Source organism: Candidatus Pelagibacter sp. HIMB1321 (assembly GCF_900177485.1).
Classification (GTDB): Bacteria; Pseudomonadota; Alphaproteobacteria; order Pelagibacterales; family Pelagibacteraceae; genus Pelagibacter.
In genome coordinates, this window is record NZ_LT840186.1 from 1 (window position 1) to 19,493 (window position 19,493).

The following is a 19,493-nucleotide window of genomic DNA, read 5'->3' on the forward strand; positions in this document are numbered from 1 at the left end:
AAAAAAAAAAAAAAAAATTATCAAAAAATAAATCTAAAGAAAGAAGGAAAAGAAAAGCAAATTTTCCAAAAAAGATTAAAAAATTAAATGTCAAGATTATTAAAACTAAAACTAAAAATAGATTTAAAAAAAAAATAAATCCAAAAGCGAAAAAAATTAAAGTTTCAAAAAAAGCAAAGCAAAGAAAAATATTAAAGGTTCAAAAAAGAGTTAAAGAGGATTTAATTACTAAGATTATAAAATTTCAACTATCGTTGAAGCCAAACTTCAAATTTAATCTAAACTTTAATTTAGAAAAATACATTCAATCTTTTTTTGATAAAATTTCAGAAACAATTGAAAGATACAAAATTGTAAAACAAGATCAAAAGAGAAAATTAAAATTAGAACAAATTGAAAAAGAGCGTTTAGAAAAAATAAATTTTCAAAAAGAAAAAGAAGAGGAAGAAAAACTAAAAATTAAGATTAAGGAACAAGCTCTCAAAGATGAAATAAGATTAGAAAAACAAAGAAATAGAGATATCAAGCTTTTTTTAAGAAAAGAGCAGGCACTCATAAGAATTGAACAAGCTGAAAAGCAAAAACAGTTTTTACAACAATTAAAATTAGAAAAACAAATTGAAAGATTTAGAATTAGAGAAGTAAAAGAACTAGAGAAATTAGAAAAAATATCCCTTAAAGAAAAAAGAGAAGATTACGCTGGATTACAAGAGAGAATTGAAAAATTAAAAGAGAAATATCGAATTATAAGAGATCAAAAAATTAGAGAGAGAGTAGAGGCATTAGGTGTCAAGATCCAAGGAGATGAAGATAGAGAAACATTATTACAAAAAGAAAAAGAATATACTATTGCAAGACAAAAAATTGAATTTGCTCTTGAAAGTTTTTATAGAAGCGCAAGTAGTTTAGTATTTCAATTAAATAAAAGACATATTACTCGCCATATGTCCATTTTAAGATGTATTGATAGGAGATTTGAAACTGGTGAAATTTTTGTAAAATGGGACGAGGCAGTTGATGAAGAATGGTTATTACTAATTTATATAAAAAATAATTCTCCTGATGAAGGAATAGTTATTGAGGATAAAACAAATCCAGAAAAAAATATTTCACACGAGTTTAAAAATAACGAGATTTTTAAAGCTTCAGATACAATGGTTGATGCGCTCACCCAATTAATTGCTAAAAAGAGAGAAAAAAATACTAACTAGTTTTTTAGATTAATTGTAAAATTAATCATGTTTTTTGGCACTATTTTTTTAATAATAATGTATTTAATTTTTAAATATGTCTTGGCATGGATATCCTATGTAAATAGTCTTGATGCTAGACTTGGAGATAGTACTTGGAGATGGACGTACGATTATCAAGTAGTTGGGGAAAGGGATTATTCTGATTTAGATGATAAGGATTTTGTAAGACTTAGAAGAAAAAAAAATAAATTAGTTACTTTAATGTATTCAATTTTTTTAATTATGTTTGTATCTTTTATGTCTTGGTTGAGTAAATTTTTAATTTTAATTCTTTAGTTAATTTTTATTTGTTTTTTATTTTTCAGATATAAAAAAAATGCAATTATCTCATATCCAATGGAAAAAATTTGAAAAATTATTGGCAGGCTAAAAATTGAATATAGAAATTTATATTTTGGAATATTTTTCCAAACTAATAAAAATGCTTTTGCTCCACTGAAAATTTGACCATTTTTCTCAACATGCAATCTTCTTAATAATTCTTTTGAATCTTTTTTTGTTTCAATCTTAGCTTGATCATTATTAGTGATATCAACCCAATTAATCTCATCAATCTTTTCTTTTTTATAAAGATCAATTTCTGCTTTACATATCTTACATGAGTTATTGAAATAAACTTTCATAATTTGAGACAATATTAAATATTAATAGCTATGTATATGAGTTAATAACTCTAGTTGAAATTCAAATTAAACTCATTATGTACATCTCGTGAGTAATTTCTTCGAAAAAACAGATTTAACAAGAAAAGATGCTGAAAATATAGTTTCAGATACTTTAAATAAATGTGATGATGGTGAGCTGTATTTTGAGGACTCTAAATCAGAAAGTATTATGTTGGATGATAATAAAATTAAAAGTTCCAACTACAGTTCAGATTTAGGCTTTGGTTTCAGAGCAATTTCAGGAGAAATTGTTGCTTATTCTCATTCTAATGAAATTTCTAAAAATTCTTTGAATCAATCTTCTAGAAATTTAAAATCTACACTGAAATCTTCTAACGGTACCTATAATCAAGAAATACCCAAAACTAACAAAAAATTTTATAATGATATTAATCCAATTGAAGAAAAAAATTTAAAGTCAAAACTAGAAGTTTTAAATAAAGTAAATGATTACTTGAGATCAAAAGATACAAATGTGAAACAAGTTACTACTAGTTTCTCAGGCGAACAAAAATCAATTGAAATTATACGATTAGGAGGTCAGTCAATCACAGATGTAAGACCACTTGTTAGATTCAATGTTTCAGTCATGCTTGAAAAAAATGGAAGAAAAGAAACAGGTGTATATGGAATTGGTGGAAGGCAGTCATATGACTCTTATTTAGATAATGAAAATTGGAAAAATGTTTGTGATGAAGCATATAGAATAGCTTCTGTTAATTTAGAGAGCAAGCCTGCTCCTGCTGGAGAAATGAAGGTTGTTTTAGGACCAGGTTGGCCTGCAATTTTAATTCATGAAGCAATTGGCCATGGTTTAGAGGGTGATTTTAACAGAAAAAAAACATCAGCTTTTCACGATTTAATGGGGCAGAGGGTTGCAAGCGAAGGAGTTACTATTGTCGATGATGGTACTCTTGATAAGAGAAGAGGCAGCTTAACAATTGATGATGAAGGAACACCAACCGAAAGAACGGTTTTAATTGAAAATGGAATATTAAAAAATTTTATGCAAGACAGACTCAATGCAAGATTGATGAAAACAAAATCAACAGGTAATGGAAGACGTGAGAGTTATAAACATGTAGTCCTCCCAAGAATGAGAAATACAATGATGTTGAGTGGTAAAAATACTCAAGATGAAATGATTAGTTCAGTTGATAAAGGGATATTTGCAGTTAGTTTTGGAGGAGGGCAAGTAGATATTACTTCTGGTAAGTTTGTTTTTAATTGTACTGAAGCATATGAAATTATTGATGGTAAAATTGGATCACCAATAAAAGGAGCAACTTTAATTGGAGATGGTCCATCAATACTAAAAGAAGTGTCAATGGTAGGAAATGATATGATGTTAGATCCAGGCATTGGAACATGTGGTAAAGCCGGACAAGGAGTGCCTGTTGGAGTAGCACAACCTTCAATTTTAATTGATAAGATGACTGTGGGTGGAACCAAACTTTAAATGATTAAAGGTCAAGAATATTTAAAAAATAAGGCGTCTTATTGTTTGGACTTAGCAAAAAAACTAGGAGCAACATCTGCAAGTGTAAGCGTTGGTCATTCAATTTCAGAATCTGTAAGTTTTAGAAATAAAATTTTAGATGAGTCAAATAGATCAGATAATTTAGGAGTAAGCATCACAGCCTACATTGATAAAAAAAAATCATCCATCTCTTCTTCAAATTTATTAGGCGAGAATTTAAAAACTTTAATTGAAAAATGCATTGAAACTACAAAAATAACCCCGGAGGATGAATTCAATGGGCTGCCAGATAAAAAACTATTAGCAAAAAGTGTAAAAGATCTAAATTTATATGATGAGTCTCATATTGAGAATGATGAAAAAATTGAATACTTAATAGAACTAGAGACAGTCACTTCAGAAAACAAAAAAATAGTTAATACAGAGTCAGGTTTTACTGAAAATAAATCAAATTTTATCCTAGCAACTTCAGATGGATTTTGTGATGGTTACAAAACCTCATCATTTACTGCTTCATGTGTAGCGGTTGCAAAAGATGATAAAAGTATGGAAAGAGATTATGATTATACTTCAAAATGCTTTTTATCTGATATTAAATCATCAAGTAAATTAGGAAAAGAGACTAGAGAAAAAACAATTAAAAAACTTAATCCTAAAAAAATTGGTAGTGAAAAGATTAATATAATTTTTGACAAAAGAATTGCGAGCAGTTTGTTGAGCACTTTTGCAGGAGCAATTAATAGTTCAGCTATTTCAAGGGGAACTTCTTTTTTAAAAGATAAATTAAATGAACAAATTTTTTCACCAACTATTAATATTATAGATCAACCCGATATTCCAAAAGGTTTAGGATCAAGGCCTTTTGACTCTGAAGGAGTAGAAACAGAAACCTTAAAACTCGTAGAGAATGGTAGCCTAAAATCTTATTTAATTGATACTTACAATGGAAAAAAACTTAACCTTAAATCAAATGGAAGATGTGGAGGAACTTCAAATCTTTTTTTTGAAAATGGAAAACTAAGTTTTAATGATCTTTTGAAATCTCATTCGAAAATGATTTATGTTACTGAAACAATTGGTCATGGAACAAATTTAGTTACAGGTGATTATTCAGTAGGTGCAGCTGGATTTTTAATTGAAAATGGTGAATTTAAATATCCAATTAATGAATTTACTATAGCTGGAAATTTTAAAGAAATGTTTAATAATTTAACATTAGCAAATGATCTAGAATTTCAGTTCTCAACTAATTCACCCACTGCAATGGTAGAAGGAATGGTTGTTGCAGGCAAATGAAAGATTTTTGTGTAATTGGGTCAGGTGTCTCGGGCTCAACAATTGCAAATCTTCTAAATAAAAAATATTCAGTTGATCTTTACGATAAAGCTAGAGGTCCAGGTGGTCGATCTTCATTTAAAAGATTAAAAGATAAAATAGGCTTTGATCATGGAACGCAATATATTTCACCAAAAAGCCAAAAGTTTAAAAGATTTGTTAATCAATTAATTAAAAAAAAAGTTTTAAAAAATTGGGGTGGAAGACATTTATTTTTAAATACTCAAAAAAAAGAGGATAAAAAACATGTTAAAATTATTGGAGTTAAAGGTAACAACGATATTAGCAAGTATCTTTTAAAAAATATTAATTGTCATTTTCATAAAGAATTAAAAAAAATTGAGAAAAAAAATAAAAAATGGGTTTTGTCATTTCCTGATGGAGACAAAAAACAATATTCAAATTTAATTTTAACATGTCCGTTTCCTCAATTAAAAAAACTTACTAAAAAAATTATTCACCATTCATTCCTTAAGCAAAGAATAAAGATGGATGCAAATATAACGGTTATGATTTCTATTAATAAAAAAATTAGTATAGTTAGCAGTTATTTTTTTGATGATCCAATTTTAGGATGGGCTGCTAATGAAAATACAAAAAAAAGATTTAAAAGTAATAAGAATTTATGGACGTTACAAAGCACATATAAATGGGCAAATAAGCAGATTAACAATAACAAAATCAATAAAGATAAAAATTCTCAAATTTTAATCAAAAGATTTTTCGATCTTTTGCAAATAAAAAAAATTAAACCTCAAGACATAATTAATCATGGGTGGAAATATTCATCTAATTCCATGCCTCCAAAGATTAATAGTTATTGGAATTCATCATTAAAAATTGGAGCATGTGGTGATTGGTTTGTGGGTCCAAGGTTCGAGTCTGGTTGGATTAGTGCGATGGATTTATATAAAAAGATAAAATAATTTAATCGTAATTTTTTAATCTATATTCCCAATTACCCATTCGATTATAAGAAACTCTAATTATTTTACCTGTTTTGCTGTCATACCAGATATCAAAATCTAGTCTTTTATCCTTAGAAATATTCATATCTTTAGATCTTAATTTAAAGTGATCAGTATTATAGATTTTTCCATACTGTTCTATTTTTTCTTTTTTTATAAAGGTTACGACTTGTTCTTTAACACTTCCAGATACAGGACTTATTTGACTAGTTGCTTGTAAAATTTTATGGTTCCACCAACTTCCAATTACGTTATCTAAAGATCCTTTTCCAGTATATGATGAGCCTTCTATTTCAAATTCTTTATTTTCTTTATTGAATGATAAATTTACAAATTTTTCTTTATCATTTTGTTTCGTTTTAGAATTAAAAGATATCAATTGATCTTCTAAATATTTTTCTTCAGCATAGCCCTCAACTTTAAATATTGTGGTCCCTAAAAGTTTTACTTTAAATTGTATTTGATTTGTAACAATTGTTTCTTTGCCATTTCTCTTAAAAAAATAAAAGTTATAGCCAATTACTTTATTATTTCTCAAAATTTCCATCTCTAACTTGTTAAAATCATTGTAGTGATCTATATGACCAAAAGAATTAGTAGATAACGAAAATAAGACAACAAAAGTTAAATAGATTTTTTTCATATAGTAATTTTGAATATAAAGCTTATTATTTTATATAGATAAAGTATTCAACAATATGTTCCTTAAAATTAAAAATGTACCATACGTTTGGTGGAGTTCAGAAAAACCATTAAATTTTAAACCAAAAATCTCAACATTTTTTTATTTATGTTTTGGATTAACTTTATTTGGCTTAGGAGAGGGGTTATTAATAGTTTCTTTTACTGGAGCGTCACCATGGAGTGTATTGGCTCAAGGAATTTCATTAAATGTAGATTTATCAATTGGCACAATCACTTTTCTCATTAGTATTGGTGTTTTATTTCTTTGGATTTTTTTAGATCAAAAACCTGGGATCGGAACAATTTTAAATGCATTAATAATTTCTGTAATGATAGATCTTTGTATTAAGTTTGTTCCAACACCGTCAGACTTTATTTATCAATTAATCTTAGCAATTTGTTCAGTGGTATTAGTTGGTATTGGCGGTGGTATTTATTTAGTTGCAAACTTGGGACCCGGACCAAGAGATGGTTTAATGATTGGTCTTCAAAAAAAAACAAATTTACCTATTGCTCTTGTAAGAGCATTATTAGAAATAACAGTTGTAACTATTGGATGGTATTTAGGTGGCATAGTAGGCATTGGAACCTTATTGTTTGCCATTGGTATTGGCCCTTGTGTAGCCTTAGGGTTATATTTGGTTGATAAATTATTTAATTAAGCTGCAGCGCTTGATTTTTCACTTCTTTTTCTTTCGTGTGGATCTAAAATTGCTTTTCTCAATCTACAAGAAGTGGGTGTAATTTCTAATGCTTCGTCAGTATTAAGCATACTTAATTGTTCTGCAATAGACATTTTTCTAACAGGCGTAAGTACAACATTTTCATCAGTACCTTGAGTTCTCATATTAGTTAATTTTTTACCCTTCATGACATTAATAATCATATCACCAGGCTTAGGAGATAAGCCTACAATCATACCTGCATAAACCGGATCATTGTGTGTTACGAACATTTCACCTCTTGCCTGTAGGTTAAAAATTGCAAAAGCAACAGCTTTGCCTTGTTCCATTGCAATCAAAGCGCCATTTCTTCTACCTTCCATATCCCCTTCATAAGCACCATAGCCATGAAAAATTCTATTTATGACCCCGTTACCTTTTGTAAGAGTTAAAAATCGACTTGTGTAACCCATCAACCCTCTTGTTGGTGCATGAAAAATAAGTCTCTTTTTGTCTTTTCCAGTATCTTTAAGATCAATTAGCTTACCTTTTCTTCTATTCATTGAATCTATTACTTTTGATGAATATTCATCATCAATGTCTACAGTGATTTCTTCAATTGGCTCTAATCTATTTCCAGCATCATCTTTTTCGAATAATACTTTTGGAGGACTTACTGTCATTTCAAATCCTTCTCTTCTCATTTGAGTAAGCAAAATCTCCAACATTAATTCACCTCTACCACTTACTACGAATGAGTCATTTCCATCATTTTCAGAAAAAGAGATACCAACATTATTCTGTGCTTCTTGAAGCAATCTATCTCTAATTTGTGTACTTGTTAGTTTTTTACCCTCTGTGCCCGCTAGTGGAGAAGTATTGACAGTAATCGTAATAGACATTGTAGGTGGATCAATTGGTGTTGCTGGTATTGGATCATTAACTTCTAAATCACATATGGTATCTGCAACGTTCGCTTTTTCTAGGCCAGCAATAACGACAATGTCACCTGCTTCACCTACTTCTATAGGTACTTTTTTTGTTCCTTCATATCTAAATATTTTAGTTAATCTTCCCTCATCAACTTTATTACCTTCTAAGTCGATTGCTTTAATAGCTTGATTTGCTTTTGCAGTTCCTTGATTAATTCTCCCAACTAAACTTCTACCTAAAAAACTATCTGAATATAACAATGTTGATAGCATCGCAAATGGTTTAGATTTATCCAACTCTGCTGGTTTAACATGATCTATAATTTGATCTAAAAGAGGGTTTAAATTTTCTCTTGGTCCATCAACTTCCTTATCCGCCCAACCTGATCTACCACTAGCATAAAGCACTGGAAAATCTAATTGTTCTTCATTTGCATCTAAACTTACAAATAAATCGAAAGTTTCATCCAAAACTTCATTTGCTCTTTGATCAGCTTTATCTAATTTATTAATAACAACTATTGGCTTCAAGCCTTGCTTTAAAGCTTTAGCTAATACAAATTTAGTTTGAGGCATCACACCTTCTGCAGAGTCTATTAAAAGTAAAGCACCGTCAGCCATACTTAAAACCCTCTCAACTTCCGCAGCAAAATCTCTGTGACCAGGAGTATCAATAATATTTATTCTAGAATTTTTCCAATTGATTGATGCAGGTTTTGCAAGAATAGTAATTCCTCTCTCTTTTTCTAATTCACCAGAGTCCATTAGTCTCTCATCTACTACCTCATTCTCTCTGAAAGACCCACTTTGTTTCATGAGGTTATCTATTAAAGTTGTCTTCCCATGATCAACATGGGCAATAATCGTAATATTTCTTATTTCTTGGCTCATAAATTGTCGCCGTTATATAGAAATAAAAAGCTTTGGAAACTTAAAAAAAACCACAATAACCTCACTTTTATTTGTTATTTTGTGTTCAATTTGATTTTTTTTGCTTTTCTTTTTTGATTCTTCTTTTTTCTTTTAAACTTAATTTTGGCTGTTTTTTTACACTAGAATCTTTAAATGATTTTCCACTATATCTTTTTGACATAAGTTTATTTTATTAATTCCAAAAAAAAAGGCCATCATAAAGATGGCCTTTTAAATTTTTGTTTGATAGTAGGGGATTACATTCCCATTCCACCCATACCACCCATGCCGCCCATTCCTCCAGGCATACCACCAGGCATTCCGCCTGCAGCATCTTTTTCTTCTGGCTTGTCAGCGATCATAGCTTCTGTGGTTACTAATAATCCAGAAATAGAAGCAGCGTCTTGTAGAGCAGTTCTCACAACCTTAACTGGGTCTATGATACCTTTTGAAAACATATCGCAATACTCTTCACTCTGAGCATCATAACCATGTGTTTTCTTGTTTTGCTCTAACAATTTACCAACTACAACTGAACCATCTACACCAGCATTTTTAGTAATTTGTCTGATAGGAGCCTCAAGTGCTTTTCTAACTAACTCAACACCAGCTTTTTGGTCATCACCTTTAACTTTGACCTTACTTAGCTCTTGAGCAGCATATAACAATGCACATCCACCACCTGTTACAATACCTTCCTCAACAGCAGCTCTTGTTGCATTTAAAGCATCTTCAACTCTATCTTTTCTTTCTTTAACTTCAACTTCAGTTGCACCACCAACTTTGATTACTGCAACTCCACCTGCTAGTTTAGCAAGTCTCTCTTGAAGTTTTTCTTTATCGTAGTCAGATGTTGTTTCATCAATTTGTTGTTTGATTGAAGAGCATCTAGCCTCGATATCAGATTTTTTACCACTTCCGTTAACAATTGTGCTGTTATCTTTATCAACCTTAACTTTTTTACAAGAGCCAAGATCCTCAAGTTTAACATTTTCAAGTTTAATTCCTAAGTCCTCAGAAATTACCTGACCACCTGTTAAGATAGCGATATCTTCAAGCATAGCTTTTCTTCTATCACCAAATCCAGGAGCTTTAACAGCTACAACTTTCAAACCACCTCTAAGTTTGTTTACAACAAGTGTCGCTAGTGCTTCACCTTCAACATCTTCAGAGATAATCATTAATGGTCTGCCAGCTTGAACAACTGCCTCTAAAAGAGGAACCATTGGTTGTAAGTTAGTCAATTTTTTCTCATGTAAAAGAATAAAAGGATTTTCTAACTCTGTAGTCATTTTATCACTGTTAGTGATAAAGTATGGAGATAGATAACCTCTGTCAAACTGCATACCTTCAACAACATCTAATTCAGTTTCAATACCTTTATTTTCTTCAACTGTGATTACACCTTCATTTCCAACTTTTTGCATCGCTTTTGCAATCATAGTTCCAATTTCTTTGTCACCATTTGCAGAAATAGTTCCTACTTGTGCAATCTCATCACTGTCTTTTACTTTCTTCGCAGAGGAAACAAGATTTTCTTTTACAACTTCTACTGCCGCATCAATCCCTCGTTTAACATCCATTGGATTCATGCCTGCTGTAACATATTTTACACCTTCTTTAACTATAGCTTGAGCTAAAATTGTTGCAGTAGTTGTACCGTCACCAGCTTCATCATTTGTTTTACTAGCAACTTCTTTAACCATCTGAGCACCCATGTTCTCAAATTTATCTTCTAGATCAATTTCTTTAGCTACTGAAACACCATCTTTAGTTATTCTTGGAGCACCATAAGATTTGTCCATTACTACATTTCTACCTTTTGGTCCCAACGTAACTTTTACCGTATCAGCTAAGATGTTAACACCTCTCATCATTGCTGCTCTTGCTTCAGCATCAAATTTAATTACTTTTGCCATTATATTTCTCCTTTAAATTAAATTATTTGCTTGAAATACCCATAATGTCTGATTCTTTCATTATGCTGTATTCTTTGCCATCAATTTTGACTTCAGTTCCTGACCATTTGCCAAATAAAACTTTGTCACCAACTTTAACATCCATTGGAATTATTTTTCCATCTTCAGTTTTTGCACCACCGCCAACTGCAACAACTTTACCTTCTTGAGGTTTTTCTTGTGCTGTGTCAGGGATGATTATTCCACCAGCAGTTTTTTCACTGCTGTCTAATACTTCAATTAAAACTCTATCGTGTAACGGTTTAAATTTCATAAAATTCTCCTTTATAAATATGTCCCTCATATAGATACTAGCCACACCATTTCAAGGTACTCGTTAAAAATACTAATTAAAAAATATAGGAAATATAAGGTTATTTAGTTTATAGATGGCTTAAATGACTAAAAATTTAGACAAAGACGGCTTGAGTTCAATTGCTAAAAATTACGACCTTTTTTATATTGATTTATGGGGTGTACTTCACAATGGAATTAGTCTTCACCAAGAAGCAGTCAAAGTACTCAATGAGCTAGAGCAAGAAGGCAAAGAATATGTCTTGTTAACAAATGCTCCAAGACCAAGTCAGGCTGTAAGAGTTTTTTTAAAGAATATGCAATTAGATGAGAAAATTAGAAATCATGTATTCAGTTCAGGTGAAGCCTCTTTGAATTATTTAAAAAATAATTTTGCAAATAAAAAATTTTATCACATAGGACCACCAAGAGATTTTGATTTGTTTAAAGAATTTGAAAAAGATAAATCACAGAGTATAGAAAATTCTGAATATTTACTATGCACAGGATTGTTTGAAAAATATGATAAAGATTTAAATTACTATAAAGATTTATTTGAAAAAAATATTAATAAACAAATGATATGCACTAATCCAGACCTAATTGTGGACAAAGGAGATAAAAGAGAATTGTGTGCAGGATCAGTTGCAATGGTTTTTGAAAAAATGGGAGGCAAAGTAACTTACTTTGGAAAACCGTATTCAGAAGTTTATAATCAATCAATCGATAATAAAAACAAAAAAGTTCTTTGTATAGGAGATAACTTAAATACAGATATTAAAGGTGCAAATTTATTAAATTATGATTCATTATTAATCAGTAACGGTGTTCATAAAAAAGAAATTGAAGAGAAGGGTATAGATGTTGTTTCAAAAAATTATGAGGCAATATGTAATTTTACTCAAAGTGAATTAAAGTGGTAAATAAATGAAAGTTTATAAAAACTTCAATTTAAATCAAAGTCATAAAAAATCTATAATCTTAATTGGTAATTTCGATGGTATTCATTTGGGCCATAGAAAATTATTTAATTTAGCAAAAAAATTTAGTGATAAATTTAAATTAAAAATTGGTGTTTTAACTTTTGATCCAATGCCAAAAATTTTTTTTAATAAAAATATTAAAAATTTTAAAATTTCAAACTTTGAACAGAAAAAAAATTTATTAAAAACTCTTGGAGTTGAATTTATCATTAATAAAAAATTTGATTTAAGTTTTTCAAAAACAAGATCTATAGATTTTATTGAAAAGATAATTTTTAAAAAATTAAATCCAAAATTTATATTTGTTAGTAATAATTTTAGATTTGGTAATAAGAGAGAGGGAAATGTTGCACAACTAATTGAATACGAAAAAAGATACGGATACAAAATAATAAAGCCAGAACCATTAAAATATAAAAGTAAAATTGCATCATCTACTTTAGTTAGAGGATTTCTAGAAAAAGGTTATTTAGATAAAGCCAATAAACTATTAAAGAGAAATTGGACAATCATAGGCAAAGTTGAAAAAGGCAGAAAAGTTGGAAAAAAAATTGGTTTTCCCACATGCAATATTGACATTAAGAATTATGTCTTAGCAAAACCAGGTGTTTACGCAGTAAGAGTTGAACAAAAACAAATTAAATTAAAATTAAAGGGAATAGCCAATCTTGGCTATAGACCAACGTTTAATCAAAAAAAGTTGTTACTAGAGGTTCACTTATTTAACTATTCAGGAAATCTTTATAATAAGTATTTGTCAGTTGAGTTTTTAAAATTTATAAGAGCAGAAAAAAAATTTAAGAATGCAACGCAATTACAAAGCCAAATTAAAAGTGATTTGTTAGTCGCTAAAAAAATATAATGAGTAAATCCCAAATAAATCTTCCAAAAACGGCTTTTTCTATGAAGGCCAATCTTCCTGCTCGAGAACCTGAAATTCTTAAATATTGGGATGAGATCAGTTTATATAAAGAACTTAGAAATTCTAGAAAAGGAAATGAAAAATTTATTCTTCATGATGGACCACCTTATGCAAATGGAAATATCCATATGGGTACTGCACTTAATAAAATACTTAAAGATATCATTGTTAAATTTCATCAAATGGATGGAAAAGACTCTGTTTATGTGCCTGGATGGGATTGCCATGGGTTACCTATCGAATGGAAAATAGAAGAACAATATAAAAAAAACAAAAAAAATAAAAATGAAGTTCCAATAGTAGAATTTAGAAAGGAATGTAGATCATTTGCAGAAAAATGGATCGAAATTCACAAAACTCAATTTAAAAGATTAGGTGTAGTTGGGGATTGGGATAACTATTATTCGACAATGAGCTTTGATGCTGAGGCTCAAATTGTTAGAGAACTTGGAAAGTTTTTAAAAGAAGGTAGTCTGTATAAAGGTTTTAAGCCAGTCCTTTGGTCAACTGTTGAAAAGACTGCACTTGCAGATGCTGAAGTAGAATATCAGGATCATAAATCAGATACCATCTATGCTACTTTCACTGTTAAGTCATCAAATATAAAAGAACTTGTAGATAACGATATAGTTATATGGACGACAACTCCATGGACCATACCAGCCAATAAAGCCCTAGCTTATAATGAAAGTTTAGATTATTTATTAATTCAAATTGAAAATGGTATTTTCAAGGATAAAAAAATTGTAGTTGCTGCAGCTCTATTAGAGAGTGTTTTAAAAGATTGTAATATTTCAAATTTTAAAAAGATAAAAGAATTTAAAGGTAAAGAATTAAAGAATACAATATGTAATCATCCATTTTTAGAATTAGGTTATGATTTTGAAATTCCAATGTTAGAAGCAAGGTTTGTCACAACTGAGCAAGGAACAGGAATTGTTCATTGTGCACCAAGCCATGGACCAGATGATTTTAACCTTTGTTTAAATAACGGAATTAAGGCTATAGAGACAGTTGATGGGGATGGTAAATATACAAAAAATGTACCCTTGTTTGAAGGTCTTCATATTTTTAAGTCTAATTCAATTGTCATTGAGAAACTAAAAGAACAAAAAAAACTTTTGGCTAATGGGGAGCTAGTACATTCTTATCCACATTCGTGGAGATCTAAAGCACCCTTGGTTCATAGAGCAACTCCACAATGGTTTATTTCTATGGATAGCCATAAACTTAGAGATAAAGCACTTAAGTCAATTGATGAAACAATTTTTTACCCAAATAAAGGTAAAGAAAGATTAAAAGCAATGATTGAAACTAGACCTGATTGGTGTGTTTCTCGACAAAGAGTGTGGGGAGTTCCTCTTCCAATTTTTATAAACAAAAAAACTAAAGAGTTACTAGTCGATGATGAAGTAAACGAAAATATCGCAAAAATTTACGAGAAAGAAGGTTCTGATTGTTGGTTTTCAGATGATCCTCAAAGATTCTTAGGAACAAAATTTAAATCAGAGGATTATGAAAAAATCAGTGATATCGTGGAAGTATGGTTTGATAGTGGATCAACGCACTCTTTTGTTTTAGAAAAAAGAAATGATTTAAAGTGGCCAGCATCAATGTATTTAGAAGGATCAGATCAGCATCGAGGTTGGTTTCATTCATCTTTATTAGAATCATGTGGAACTAGAGGTAGAGCACCATTTGAGTCTATTTTATCTCATGGTTTTGTCGTTGATGGTAAAGGATTAAAAATGTCTAAGTCAGTTGGAAATGTTATTGCACCTGAGGATATTTTAAAAAAATATGGTGCTGACATTTTAAGAATTTGGGTTGCTTCATCTAATTATGCAGAAGATTTAAGAATTGATTATTCTATTCTAGATCAGCACGCTGACTCATACAGAAAAATCAGAAACACATTTAGATTTTTGCTTGGAAATTTAAATGATAAGTATTCAAAAATAAATTTAGAAAAGCTAGATGTTAAATTATTGCCTGAGCTTGAACAATTCATGCTTAGCAAAATTTATACTTTAAACTCTAGATTTATAAAATATTTTAAAAATTACGATTTTCATAATTTATACAAAGATTTATTAAATTTTTGTACAGTTGATTTGTCAGCATTTTATTTTGATGTTAGAAAAGATACTTTGTATTGTGATCCAATTGACTCAGATAAAAGAAATTCATGCCTAACAGTACTGAATATAATCTTAGAATCACTTTTAAAATGGTTTGCTCCAATCCTATCTTTCACAACTGAGGAAATTTATAGATTATTAACATTTGATAAAAATAGTATTCATTTAGAAAAATTTTTAAAATTTCCTGAAAATTTTAATAACAGTGATTTAGATAAAAGATGGGAAGAGCTACTTAAAATAAAAGAAGTTTGTAATATTAGTATAGAGGAACAAAGAGCAAAAAAAATAATTGGCTCAAGTTTGGAGGCGGAATTAAATGTAAAACTAAATTCCAAATATCAACAAACATTAAAAAATGTAGATTTGGCTGAATTATGTATTACCTCGAGAGTGAATATTTTATTTAATGAAGTTGATGATATTTTTGTGGAAACAAAAAAAGCCCCTGGAGAAAAATGTCCTGTATGTTGGAAAATAAGCATTGATCCATGTTCTAGACATCAACAATAATGCTAAGATTTTTAAATCAAAAAACTATTATTAATCTAGGAGTTTTATTACTAATATTTGCAATTGACAGATTTTCTAAAATCTACATCGTCCAAAAAAACTTAAACGGACTATCAAGTGAAATTAAACTTAATAATTTTTTAAGCTTAGATCTAGTTTGGAATAAAGGTGTTGCTTTTGGTCTTTTTTCAATGAACAGCGTAGCATTTTACAATGTGCTAACAATATTAATTTTAATAATAATTTTAATCATTTTGTATCTTTCCTTTACAAGTAGTGGTTTTAAAAAAATTGCATATTTAATGATTGCTGGTGGTGCAATTGGAAACGTTTATGACAGAATATTTTATAGACAAGTTCCAGACTTTATAGATTTCCATGTTAGAGATTTTCATTGGTTTATCTTTAATATTGCAGATATATTTATAACGTTTGGTGTAATTTTTATGATATTAATTGAATGTAAAACAAATAAAAATGAATAAAGTACAAATTATTATAATAATATTTCTCTCTTTTTTTCTTTTACAAAATTGTTCGACAATTAAAGAGGGATTTACTTCGCAAAAGAAAAATAGTGTAGACGAATTTTTAGTTGAAAAGAAATCACCTTTAGTCATGCCACCTGAGTTTGGAGAATTGCCAATTCCTGGAGAAGTAGCTGTAAATGAAAATGAAGACCAGACTGATATTAAGTCTTTATTATCTTTAGATAATAAAAAAACCAAGACTGAGACAAATACTACTCAAAAATCAACAACTCTTGAGGATTCAATTTTAGAAAAAATTAAAAATTGATGATTAATTCTAGAATTAATTTCAAAAATTTTAGATTTAAAAAAAGAAACCTTCAAATAAAAAAATACCTAATTGAAATTACAAAAAGTTCAAATGCTATAATTAATTCATTAAAAAAAGATTATAAATATTCTTATAAAAAATTATTGTTGAGGAAGCTTACAAAGTATCAAAATCTTAGAGTAATAGGAATGGGCGGCTCTGTTTTAGGATTTAAGGCAATTCATAGTTTCTTATTTAGTAAGGTTAAAAAAAAATTTACATTTCATGATAATATTGAAAGTTTTGATAAAATTGATTTTAAAAAAAAATATTTAAATATAATAATCTCAAAAAGTGGCAACACAACAGAGACAATAGCGAATTCAAATTTGTTTATTAACAAAAAAAATGAAAACATTTTTGTAACAGAAAATAAAGTAAATTACCTAAATAAATTAGCAGCCAAACTTAAAAGTGACATAATTCACCATAATAATTTTATTGGAGGAAGATACTCTGTTTTATCAGAGGTAGGAATGCTGCCAGCTGAATTAGCTGGTTTAAAAGTAGAAAACTTTAAACAATTTAATAATTTAATTAAAAATAAAAAATTTATAAGTTCATTAGTGAATAATGTTTCTTCAATACTTCACTTGGTAAAGAAAAAAAAATTTAATTCTATTATTTTAAATTATGACAAAAATTCTGAAGACTTATTTTTTTGGTATCAACAATTAGTAGCAGAGAGCTTAGGAAAAAAAAGTAAAGGAATTCTGCCTATAATTTCTAATATGCCAAAAGATAATCATAGTTTAATGCAACTTTATCTTGATGGTTTTACAAATAATTTTTTTACTTTTTTTAGTGTTAAAGAAAAAAATATTAATAGATTAAATAATTCACTAATTTTAAATGAAAAAAAATTTTTAAAAAATAAAAGTATTCAAGAAATTAAGCTTTCTCAAAGAAAAGCAACAGAAAGAGTATTTAATAAAAAATTATTACCATTCAGGTCTTTTGAGATTAAAAAAAGAGACGAAAGAACTATTGGAGAATTATTTACTTTTTTTATTTTAGAAACAATCTTATTAGGAAAGTCTTTGGGTGTTAATCCTTATGACCAACCCTCTGTAGAATTGATTAAAAAAGAAACAAAAAAAATTTTAGCTTAAAATACCAAAATAAACTTTTGATAATCCATAAATTTTTTCTTCTAATATTTTGAAATTTAATGGAAAGTTTTCGACACTTTTTTTGTGACGGTGGAGAATAATTATACCATTATCAGTAAGAATTTCTTTCAAAAACAAATTTGATAGTAATTGAGAGACTTTATTTTCTTTATATGGTGGATCCAAAAAAATTATTTCATATTTGAAAGTTGAGTTATTTAAAAAACTTTCATCAAAAATATTATCAGTAATAATTTCACATTTATCTTTTAATTTAAAATTTTGAATATTTTGTTTTAAAATATTCAGTGTCTTTGAATAATTTTCAACAAATGTTACATATTTGGCTCCTCTAGATAAACATTCCACTCCAAATGAACCAACCCCACAAAATAAATCCAAAACTTTGGAATTATCTAGTTCTACAGAAAACTTGTTTGAATGAGTTATTATATTGAATATTGCCTCTTTAGTAATGTCTTTAAGTGGTCTAGTAGTTTTGTCTAAAGGTTGTAGTATCTTTTTTCCTTTAAGGTAACCAGAAATTATTCTCATCAATCTTGAGTTTTATAACCTATATCTTTTCTATAAAAACCATTTTTCCAATTAAGCTTTTCAAGATTTGAATACACATTCTTTTTTATGATATTAAAATTATCATCAAGAGATATGAAATTTAAAACTCTTCCTCCTATTGCATAAGTTTTATAATTTTCTATTTTAGTTCCAGCATGGAATACTAGATTATTGTTGTCTAATTTAAGCTGTTCTAAATTTTCAATTTCAATATTTTTTTTATAATCATCGGGGTAACCATTCGAACATAAAACTACACAAAGACTTTTTTTATCTTTCCACTCAATATTTGCCTCATTTAACTTTTGATTAACAGTTGAAAAAAATATCTCGGCCAAACTACTTTTTAACTTCGGTAATATTGTCTGACATTCAGGGTCACCCATTCTTACGTTATATTCTATTAAATATGGATTACCGTCTTTTATCATTAAGCCTGCATACAAAAAACCGTTATAGGTAATACTTTGTTTTTTTAGAGCTTTTAAAGTTGGATGTATTATTTGATTTAATATTTTACTTTTTAAATCATCACTAATTAATCTGGATGGTGAGTAACAACCCATGCCACCTGTATTTTTACCCTTATCACCCTCAGAAACTCTTTTATGGTCTTGAGCAGTGCCAAATTCTTTTATTGTTATACCATCAGTAATTATGAAAAAACTCATTTCTTCACCTTCAAGAAATTCTTCAATCAAAACATTATTTGCAACCCCAAATTTTCCATCGAATATTTCATTAATTGCATTTACAGCCTCTGTTATATTGTTAGATATGTAGACACCTTTTCCAGCTGCAATATTATCTGCTTTAATTACAATTGGAAATTCAGAGCTTTTTAAGTAGGAAATTGAATCTTCCTTATTTTTGAAAATACCAAATTTTGCAGTTGGTATATTTTCCTTTTGACATAATTTTTTTGTAAATATTTTAGAACCTTCTAATTGAGAAGCTTTTTTGTTAGGCCCAAAAACTTTTATACCAAATCCTTCTAGATAATCGGTCAAACCATCAACCAAGGGTTTTTCAGGACCAATAACAACTAAGTCAATTTTATTTTCAATAATAAAGTTTTTTATTTTTTCAAAATCACCAATATCAATCTCAATATTCTTTGCTAGCAGTGATGTGCCCCCATTTCCTGGTATACAATATAGTTCACTTATATCTTTTGAGTTTTTTAAACTAACACAAATTGAATGTTCTCTGCCTCCACTTCCAATTACTGCAATTTTCATGTAAAGATATATAAACTAAAAT

19 protein-coding genes are annotated in these 19,493 nt (G+C 28.7%); 12 read left to right on the plus strand and 7 right to left on the minus strand.

Annotated features, from left to right (window positions below):
* The first annotated feature begins 98 nt into the window (after positions 1-98).
* Both B9N70_RS00005 and B9N70_RS00010 read left to right on the plus strand, forming a co-directional pair.
* Positions 99-1,211, plus strand: coding sequence for a hypothetical protein (locus tag B9N70_RS00005; protein WP_445082311.1), 1,113 nt, complete (start codon positions 99-101; stop codon positions 1,209-1,211).
* 57 nt (positions 1,212-1,268) lie between these two features.
* Positions 1,269-1,529 carry a hypothetical protein gene (locus tag B9N70_RS00010; RefSeq protein WP_231909395.1) on the plus strand — a complete coding sequence of 87 codons (261 nt, stop codon included), beginning with the start codon at positions 1,269-1,271 and terminating at the stop codon, positions 1,527-1,529.
* Here B9N70_RS00010 and B9N70_RS00015 read toward each other — a convergent pair.
* Positions 1,526-1,876, minus strand: coding sequence for a DCC1-like thiol-disulfide oxidoreductase family protein (locus B9N70_RS00015; RefSeq protein ID WP_085113775.1), 351 nt, complete (start codon positions 1,874-1,876; stop codon positions 1,526-1,528). The two genes, B9N70_RS00010 and B9N70_RS00015, sit on opposite strands and share 4 nt — an antisense overlap.
* 88 nt (positions 1,877-1,964) lie before the next feature.
* On the opposite strand from B9N70_RS00015, the gene tldD reads away from it, so the two are divergent.
* From tldD to B9N70_RS00030, 3 genes are read left to right on the plus strand one after another with little or no spacing between them, the layout of a single operon-like run.
* Entirely contained in the window at positions 1,965-3,377 is a 1,413-nt protein-coding gene (tldD, locus tag B9N70_RS00020) for a metalloprotease TldD (RefSeq protein WP_085113776.1), read from the plus strand.
* Positions 3,378-4,694 carry a TldD/PmbA family protein gene (locus B9N70_RS00025; RefSeq protein WP_085113777.1) on the plus strand — a complete coding sequence of 439 codons (1,317 nt, stop codon included), beginning with the start codon at positions 3,378-3,380 and terminating at the stop codon, positions 4,692-4,694.
* A complete protein-coding gene (locus tag B9N70_RS00030; RefSeq protein WP_085113778.1) occupies positions 4,691-5,659 on the plus strand; it encodes an NAD(P)-binding protein in 969 nt (322 codons plus the stop codon). Before B9N70_RS00025 ends, B9N70_RS00030 begins: the two co-directional genes overlap by 4 nt.
* A gap of 1 nt (position 5,660) precedes the next feature.
* Here the strand turns inward: B9N70_RS00030 and B9N70_RS00035 are convergent, their stop codons facing one another.
* The gene (locus B9N70_RS00035; RefSeq protein WP_085113779.1) at positions 5,661-6,344 is read right to left on the minus strand and encodes a DUF6134 family protein; all 684 of its coding nucleotides are present in this window, start codon (positions 6,342-6,344) and stop codon (positions 5,661-5,663) included.
* A gap of 55 nt (positions 6,345-6,399) precedes the next feature.
* Here B9N70_RS00035 and yczE point away from each other — a divergent pair, with 55 nt between their 5' ends.
* Positions 6,400-7,047 (plus strand): membrane protein YczE, encoded by a 648-nt coding sequence (yczE, locus tag B9N70_RS00040; protein WP_085113780.1) that lies wholly within the window; start codon positions 6,400-6,402, stop codon positions 7,045-7,047.
* Here the strand turns inward: yczE and typA are convergent.
* From typA to groES, 3 genes are all read right to left on the minus strand, one after another.
* Positions 7,044-8,870 (minus strand): translational GTPase TypA, encoded by a 1,827-nt coding sequence (gene typA, locus B9N70_RS00045; RefSeq protein WP_085113781.1) that lies wholly within the window; start codon positions 8,868-8,870, stop codon positions 7,044-7,046. The genes yczE and typA overlap by 4 nt on opposite strands.
* A gap of 278 nt (positions 8,871-9,148) precedes the next feature.
* The gene (gene groL / locus B9N70_RS00050) at positions 9,149-10,810 is read right to left on the minus strand and encodes a chaperonin GroEL (protein WP_085113782.1); all 1,662 of its coding nucleotides are present in this window, start codon (positions 10,808-10,810) and stop codon (positions 9,149-9,151) included.
* A gap of 22 nt (positions 10,811-10,832) precedes the next feature.
* Complete coding sequence (groES, locus tag B9N70_RS00055) at positions 10,833-11,123, minus strand: co-chaperone GroES (protein ID WP_085113783.1); 291 nt, start codon at positions 11,121-11,123, stop codon at positions 10,833-10,835.
* 124 nt (positions 11,124-11,247) lie between these two features.
* Between groES and B9N70_RS00060 the strand changes: the two genes are divergently transcribed.
* The 6 genes from B9N70_RS00060 to B9N70_RS00085 are packed head-to-tail and all read left to right on the plus strand — an operon-like array spanning position 11,248 to position 17,654.
* Entirely contained in the window at positions 11,248-12,066 is an 819-nt protein-coding gene (locus B9N70_RS00060) for a TIGR01459 family HAD-type hydrolase (RefSeq protein ID WP_085113784.1), read from the plus strand.
* Between the two features lie 4 nt (positions 12,067-12,070).
* Positions 12,071-12,988 carry a bifunctional riboflavin kinase/FAD synthetase gene (locus B9N70_RS00065; RefSeq protein WP_085113785.1) on the plus strand — a complete coding sequence of 306 codons (918 nt, stop codon included), beginning with the start codon at positions 12,071-12,073 and terminating at the stop codon, positions 12,986-12,988.
* A complete protein-coding gene (ileS, locus tag B9N70_RS00070) occupies positions 12,988-15,702 on the plus strand; it encodes an isoleucine--tRNA ligase (RefSeq protein ID WP_085113786.1) in 2,715 nt (904 codons plus the stop codon). Before B9N70_RS00065 ends, ileS begins: the two co-directional genes overlap by 1 nt.
* Entirely contained in the window at positions 15,702-16,187 is a 486-nt protein-coding gene (lspA, locus tag B9N70_RS00075; RefSeq protein WP_157101733.1) for a signal peptidase II, read from the plus strand. The genes ileS and lspA overlap by 1 nt, the downstream gene beginning before the upstream one ends.
* A complete protein-coding gene (locus tag B9N70_RS00080) occupies positions 16,180-16,500 on the plus strand; it encodes a DUF3035 domain-containing protein (RefSeq protein WP_085113788.1) in 321 nt (106 codons plus the stop codon). The genes lspA and B9N70_RS00080 overlap by 8 nt, the downstream gene beginning before the upstream one ends.
* Positions 16,500-17,654 carry a glucose-6-phosphate isomerase gene (locus B9N70_RS00085; protein WP_231909396.1) on the plus strand — a complete coding sequence of 385 codons (1,155 nt, stop codon included), beginning with the start codon at positions 16,500-16,502 and terminating at the stop codon, positions 17,652-17,654. The genes B9N70_RS00080 and B9N70_RS00085 overlap by 1 nt, the downstream gene beginning before the upstream one ends.
* Here B9N70_RS00085 and rsmD read toward each other — a convergent pair.
* Both rsmD and purD read right to left on the minus strand, forming a co-directional pair.
* Positions 17,646-18,209: a 16S rRNA (guanine(966)-N(2))-methyltransferase RsmD gene (rsmD, locus tag B9N70_RS00090; RefSeq protein WP_085113789.1), complete on the minus strand. Its 564-nt coding sequence runs from the start codon at positions 18,207-18,209 to the stop codon at positions 17,646-17,648. The two genes, B9N70_RS00085 and rsmD, sit on opposite strands and share 9 nt — an antisense overlap.
* Positions 18,209-19,471, minus strand: a complete 1,263-nt coding sequence (gene purD, locus B9N70_RS00095; RefSeq protein WP_085113790.1) for a phosphoribosylamine--glycine ligase — start codon at positions 19,469-19,471, stop codon at positions 18,209-18,211. Before purD ends, rsmD begins: the two co-directional genes overlap by 1 nt.
* Positions 19,472-19,493: the final 22 nt, after the last annotated feature.

Bases quoted from the DNA above. Each gene is read 5' to 3' on its own strand.
- purD (WP_085113790.1), bottom strand. From the start codon at position 19,471: ATGAAAATTGCAGTAATTGGAAGTGGAGGCAGAGAACATTCAATTTGT.
- typA (WP_085113781.1), bottom strand. From the start codon at position 8,870: ATGAGCCAAGAAATAAGAAATATTACGATTATTGCCCATGTTGATCAT.
- B9N70_RS00015 (WP_085113775.1), bottom strand. From the start codon at position 1,876: ATGAAAGTTTATTTCAATAACTCATGTAAGATATGTAAAGCAGAAATT.
- B9N70_RS00085 (WP_231909396.1), top strand. From the start codon at position 16,500: ATGATTAATTCTAGAATTAATTTCAAAAATTTTAGATTTAAAAAAAGA.
- B9N70_RS00030 (WP_085113778.1), top strand. From the start codon at position 4,691: ATGAAAGATTTTTGTGTAATTGGGTCAGGTGTCTCGGGCTCAACAATT.
- groES (WP_085113783.1), bottom strand. From the start codon at position 11,123: ATGAAATTTAAACCGTTACACGATAGAGTTTTAATTGAAGTATTAGAC.
- B9N70_RS00080 (WP_085113788.1), top strand. From the start codon at position 16,180: ATGAATAAAGTACAAATTATTATAATAATATTTCTCTCTTTTTTTCTT.
- B9N70_RS00025 (WP_085113777.1), top strand. From the start codon at position 3,378: ATGATTAAAGGTCAAGAATATTTAAAAAATAAGGCGTCTTATTGTTTG.
- yczE (WP_085113780.1), top strand. From the start codon at position 6,400: ATGTTCCTTAAAATTAAAAATGTACCATACGTTTGGTGGAGTTCAGAA.
- rsmD (WP_085113789.1), bottom strand. From the start codon at position 18,209: ATGAGAATAATTTCTGGTTACCTTAAAGGAAAAAAGATACTACAACCT.
- B9N70_RS00065 (WP_085113785.1), top strand. From the start codon at position 12,071: ATGAAAGTTTATAAAAACTTCAATTTAAATCAAAGTCATAAAAAATCT.
- B9N70_RS00035 (WP_085113779.1), bottom strand. From the start codon at position 6,344: ATGAAAAAAATCTATTTAACTTTTGTTGTCTTATTTTCGTTATCTACT.
- groL (WP_085113782.1), bottom strand. From the start codon at position 10,810: ATGGCAAAAGTAATTAAATTTGATGCTGAAGCAAGAGCAGCAATGATG.
- B9N70_RS00060 (WP_085113784.1), top strand. From the start codon at position 11,248: ATGACTAAAAATTTAGACAAAGACGGCTTGAGTTCAATTGCTAAAAAT.
- ileS (WP_085113786.1), top strand. From the start codon at position 12,988: ATGAGTAAATCCCAAATAAATCTTCCAAAAACGGCTTTTTCTATGAAG.
- lspA (WP_157101733.1), top strand. From the start codon at position 15,702: ATGCTAAGATTTTTAAATCAAAAAACTATTATTAATCTAGGAGTTTTA.
- B9N70_RS00010 (WP_231909395.1), top strand. From the start codon at position 1,269: ATGTATTTAATTTTTAAATATGTCTTGGCATGGATATCCTATGTAAAT.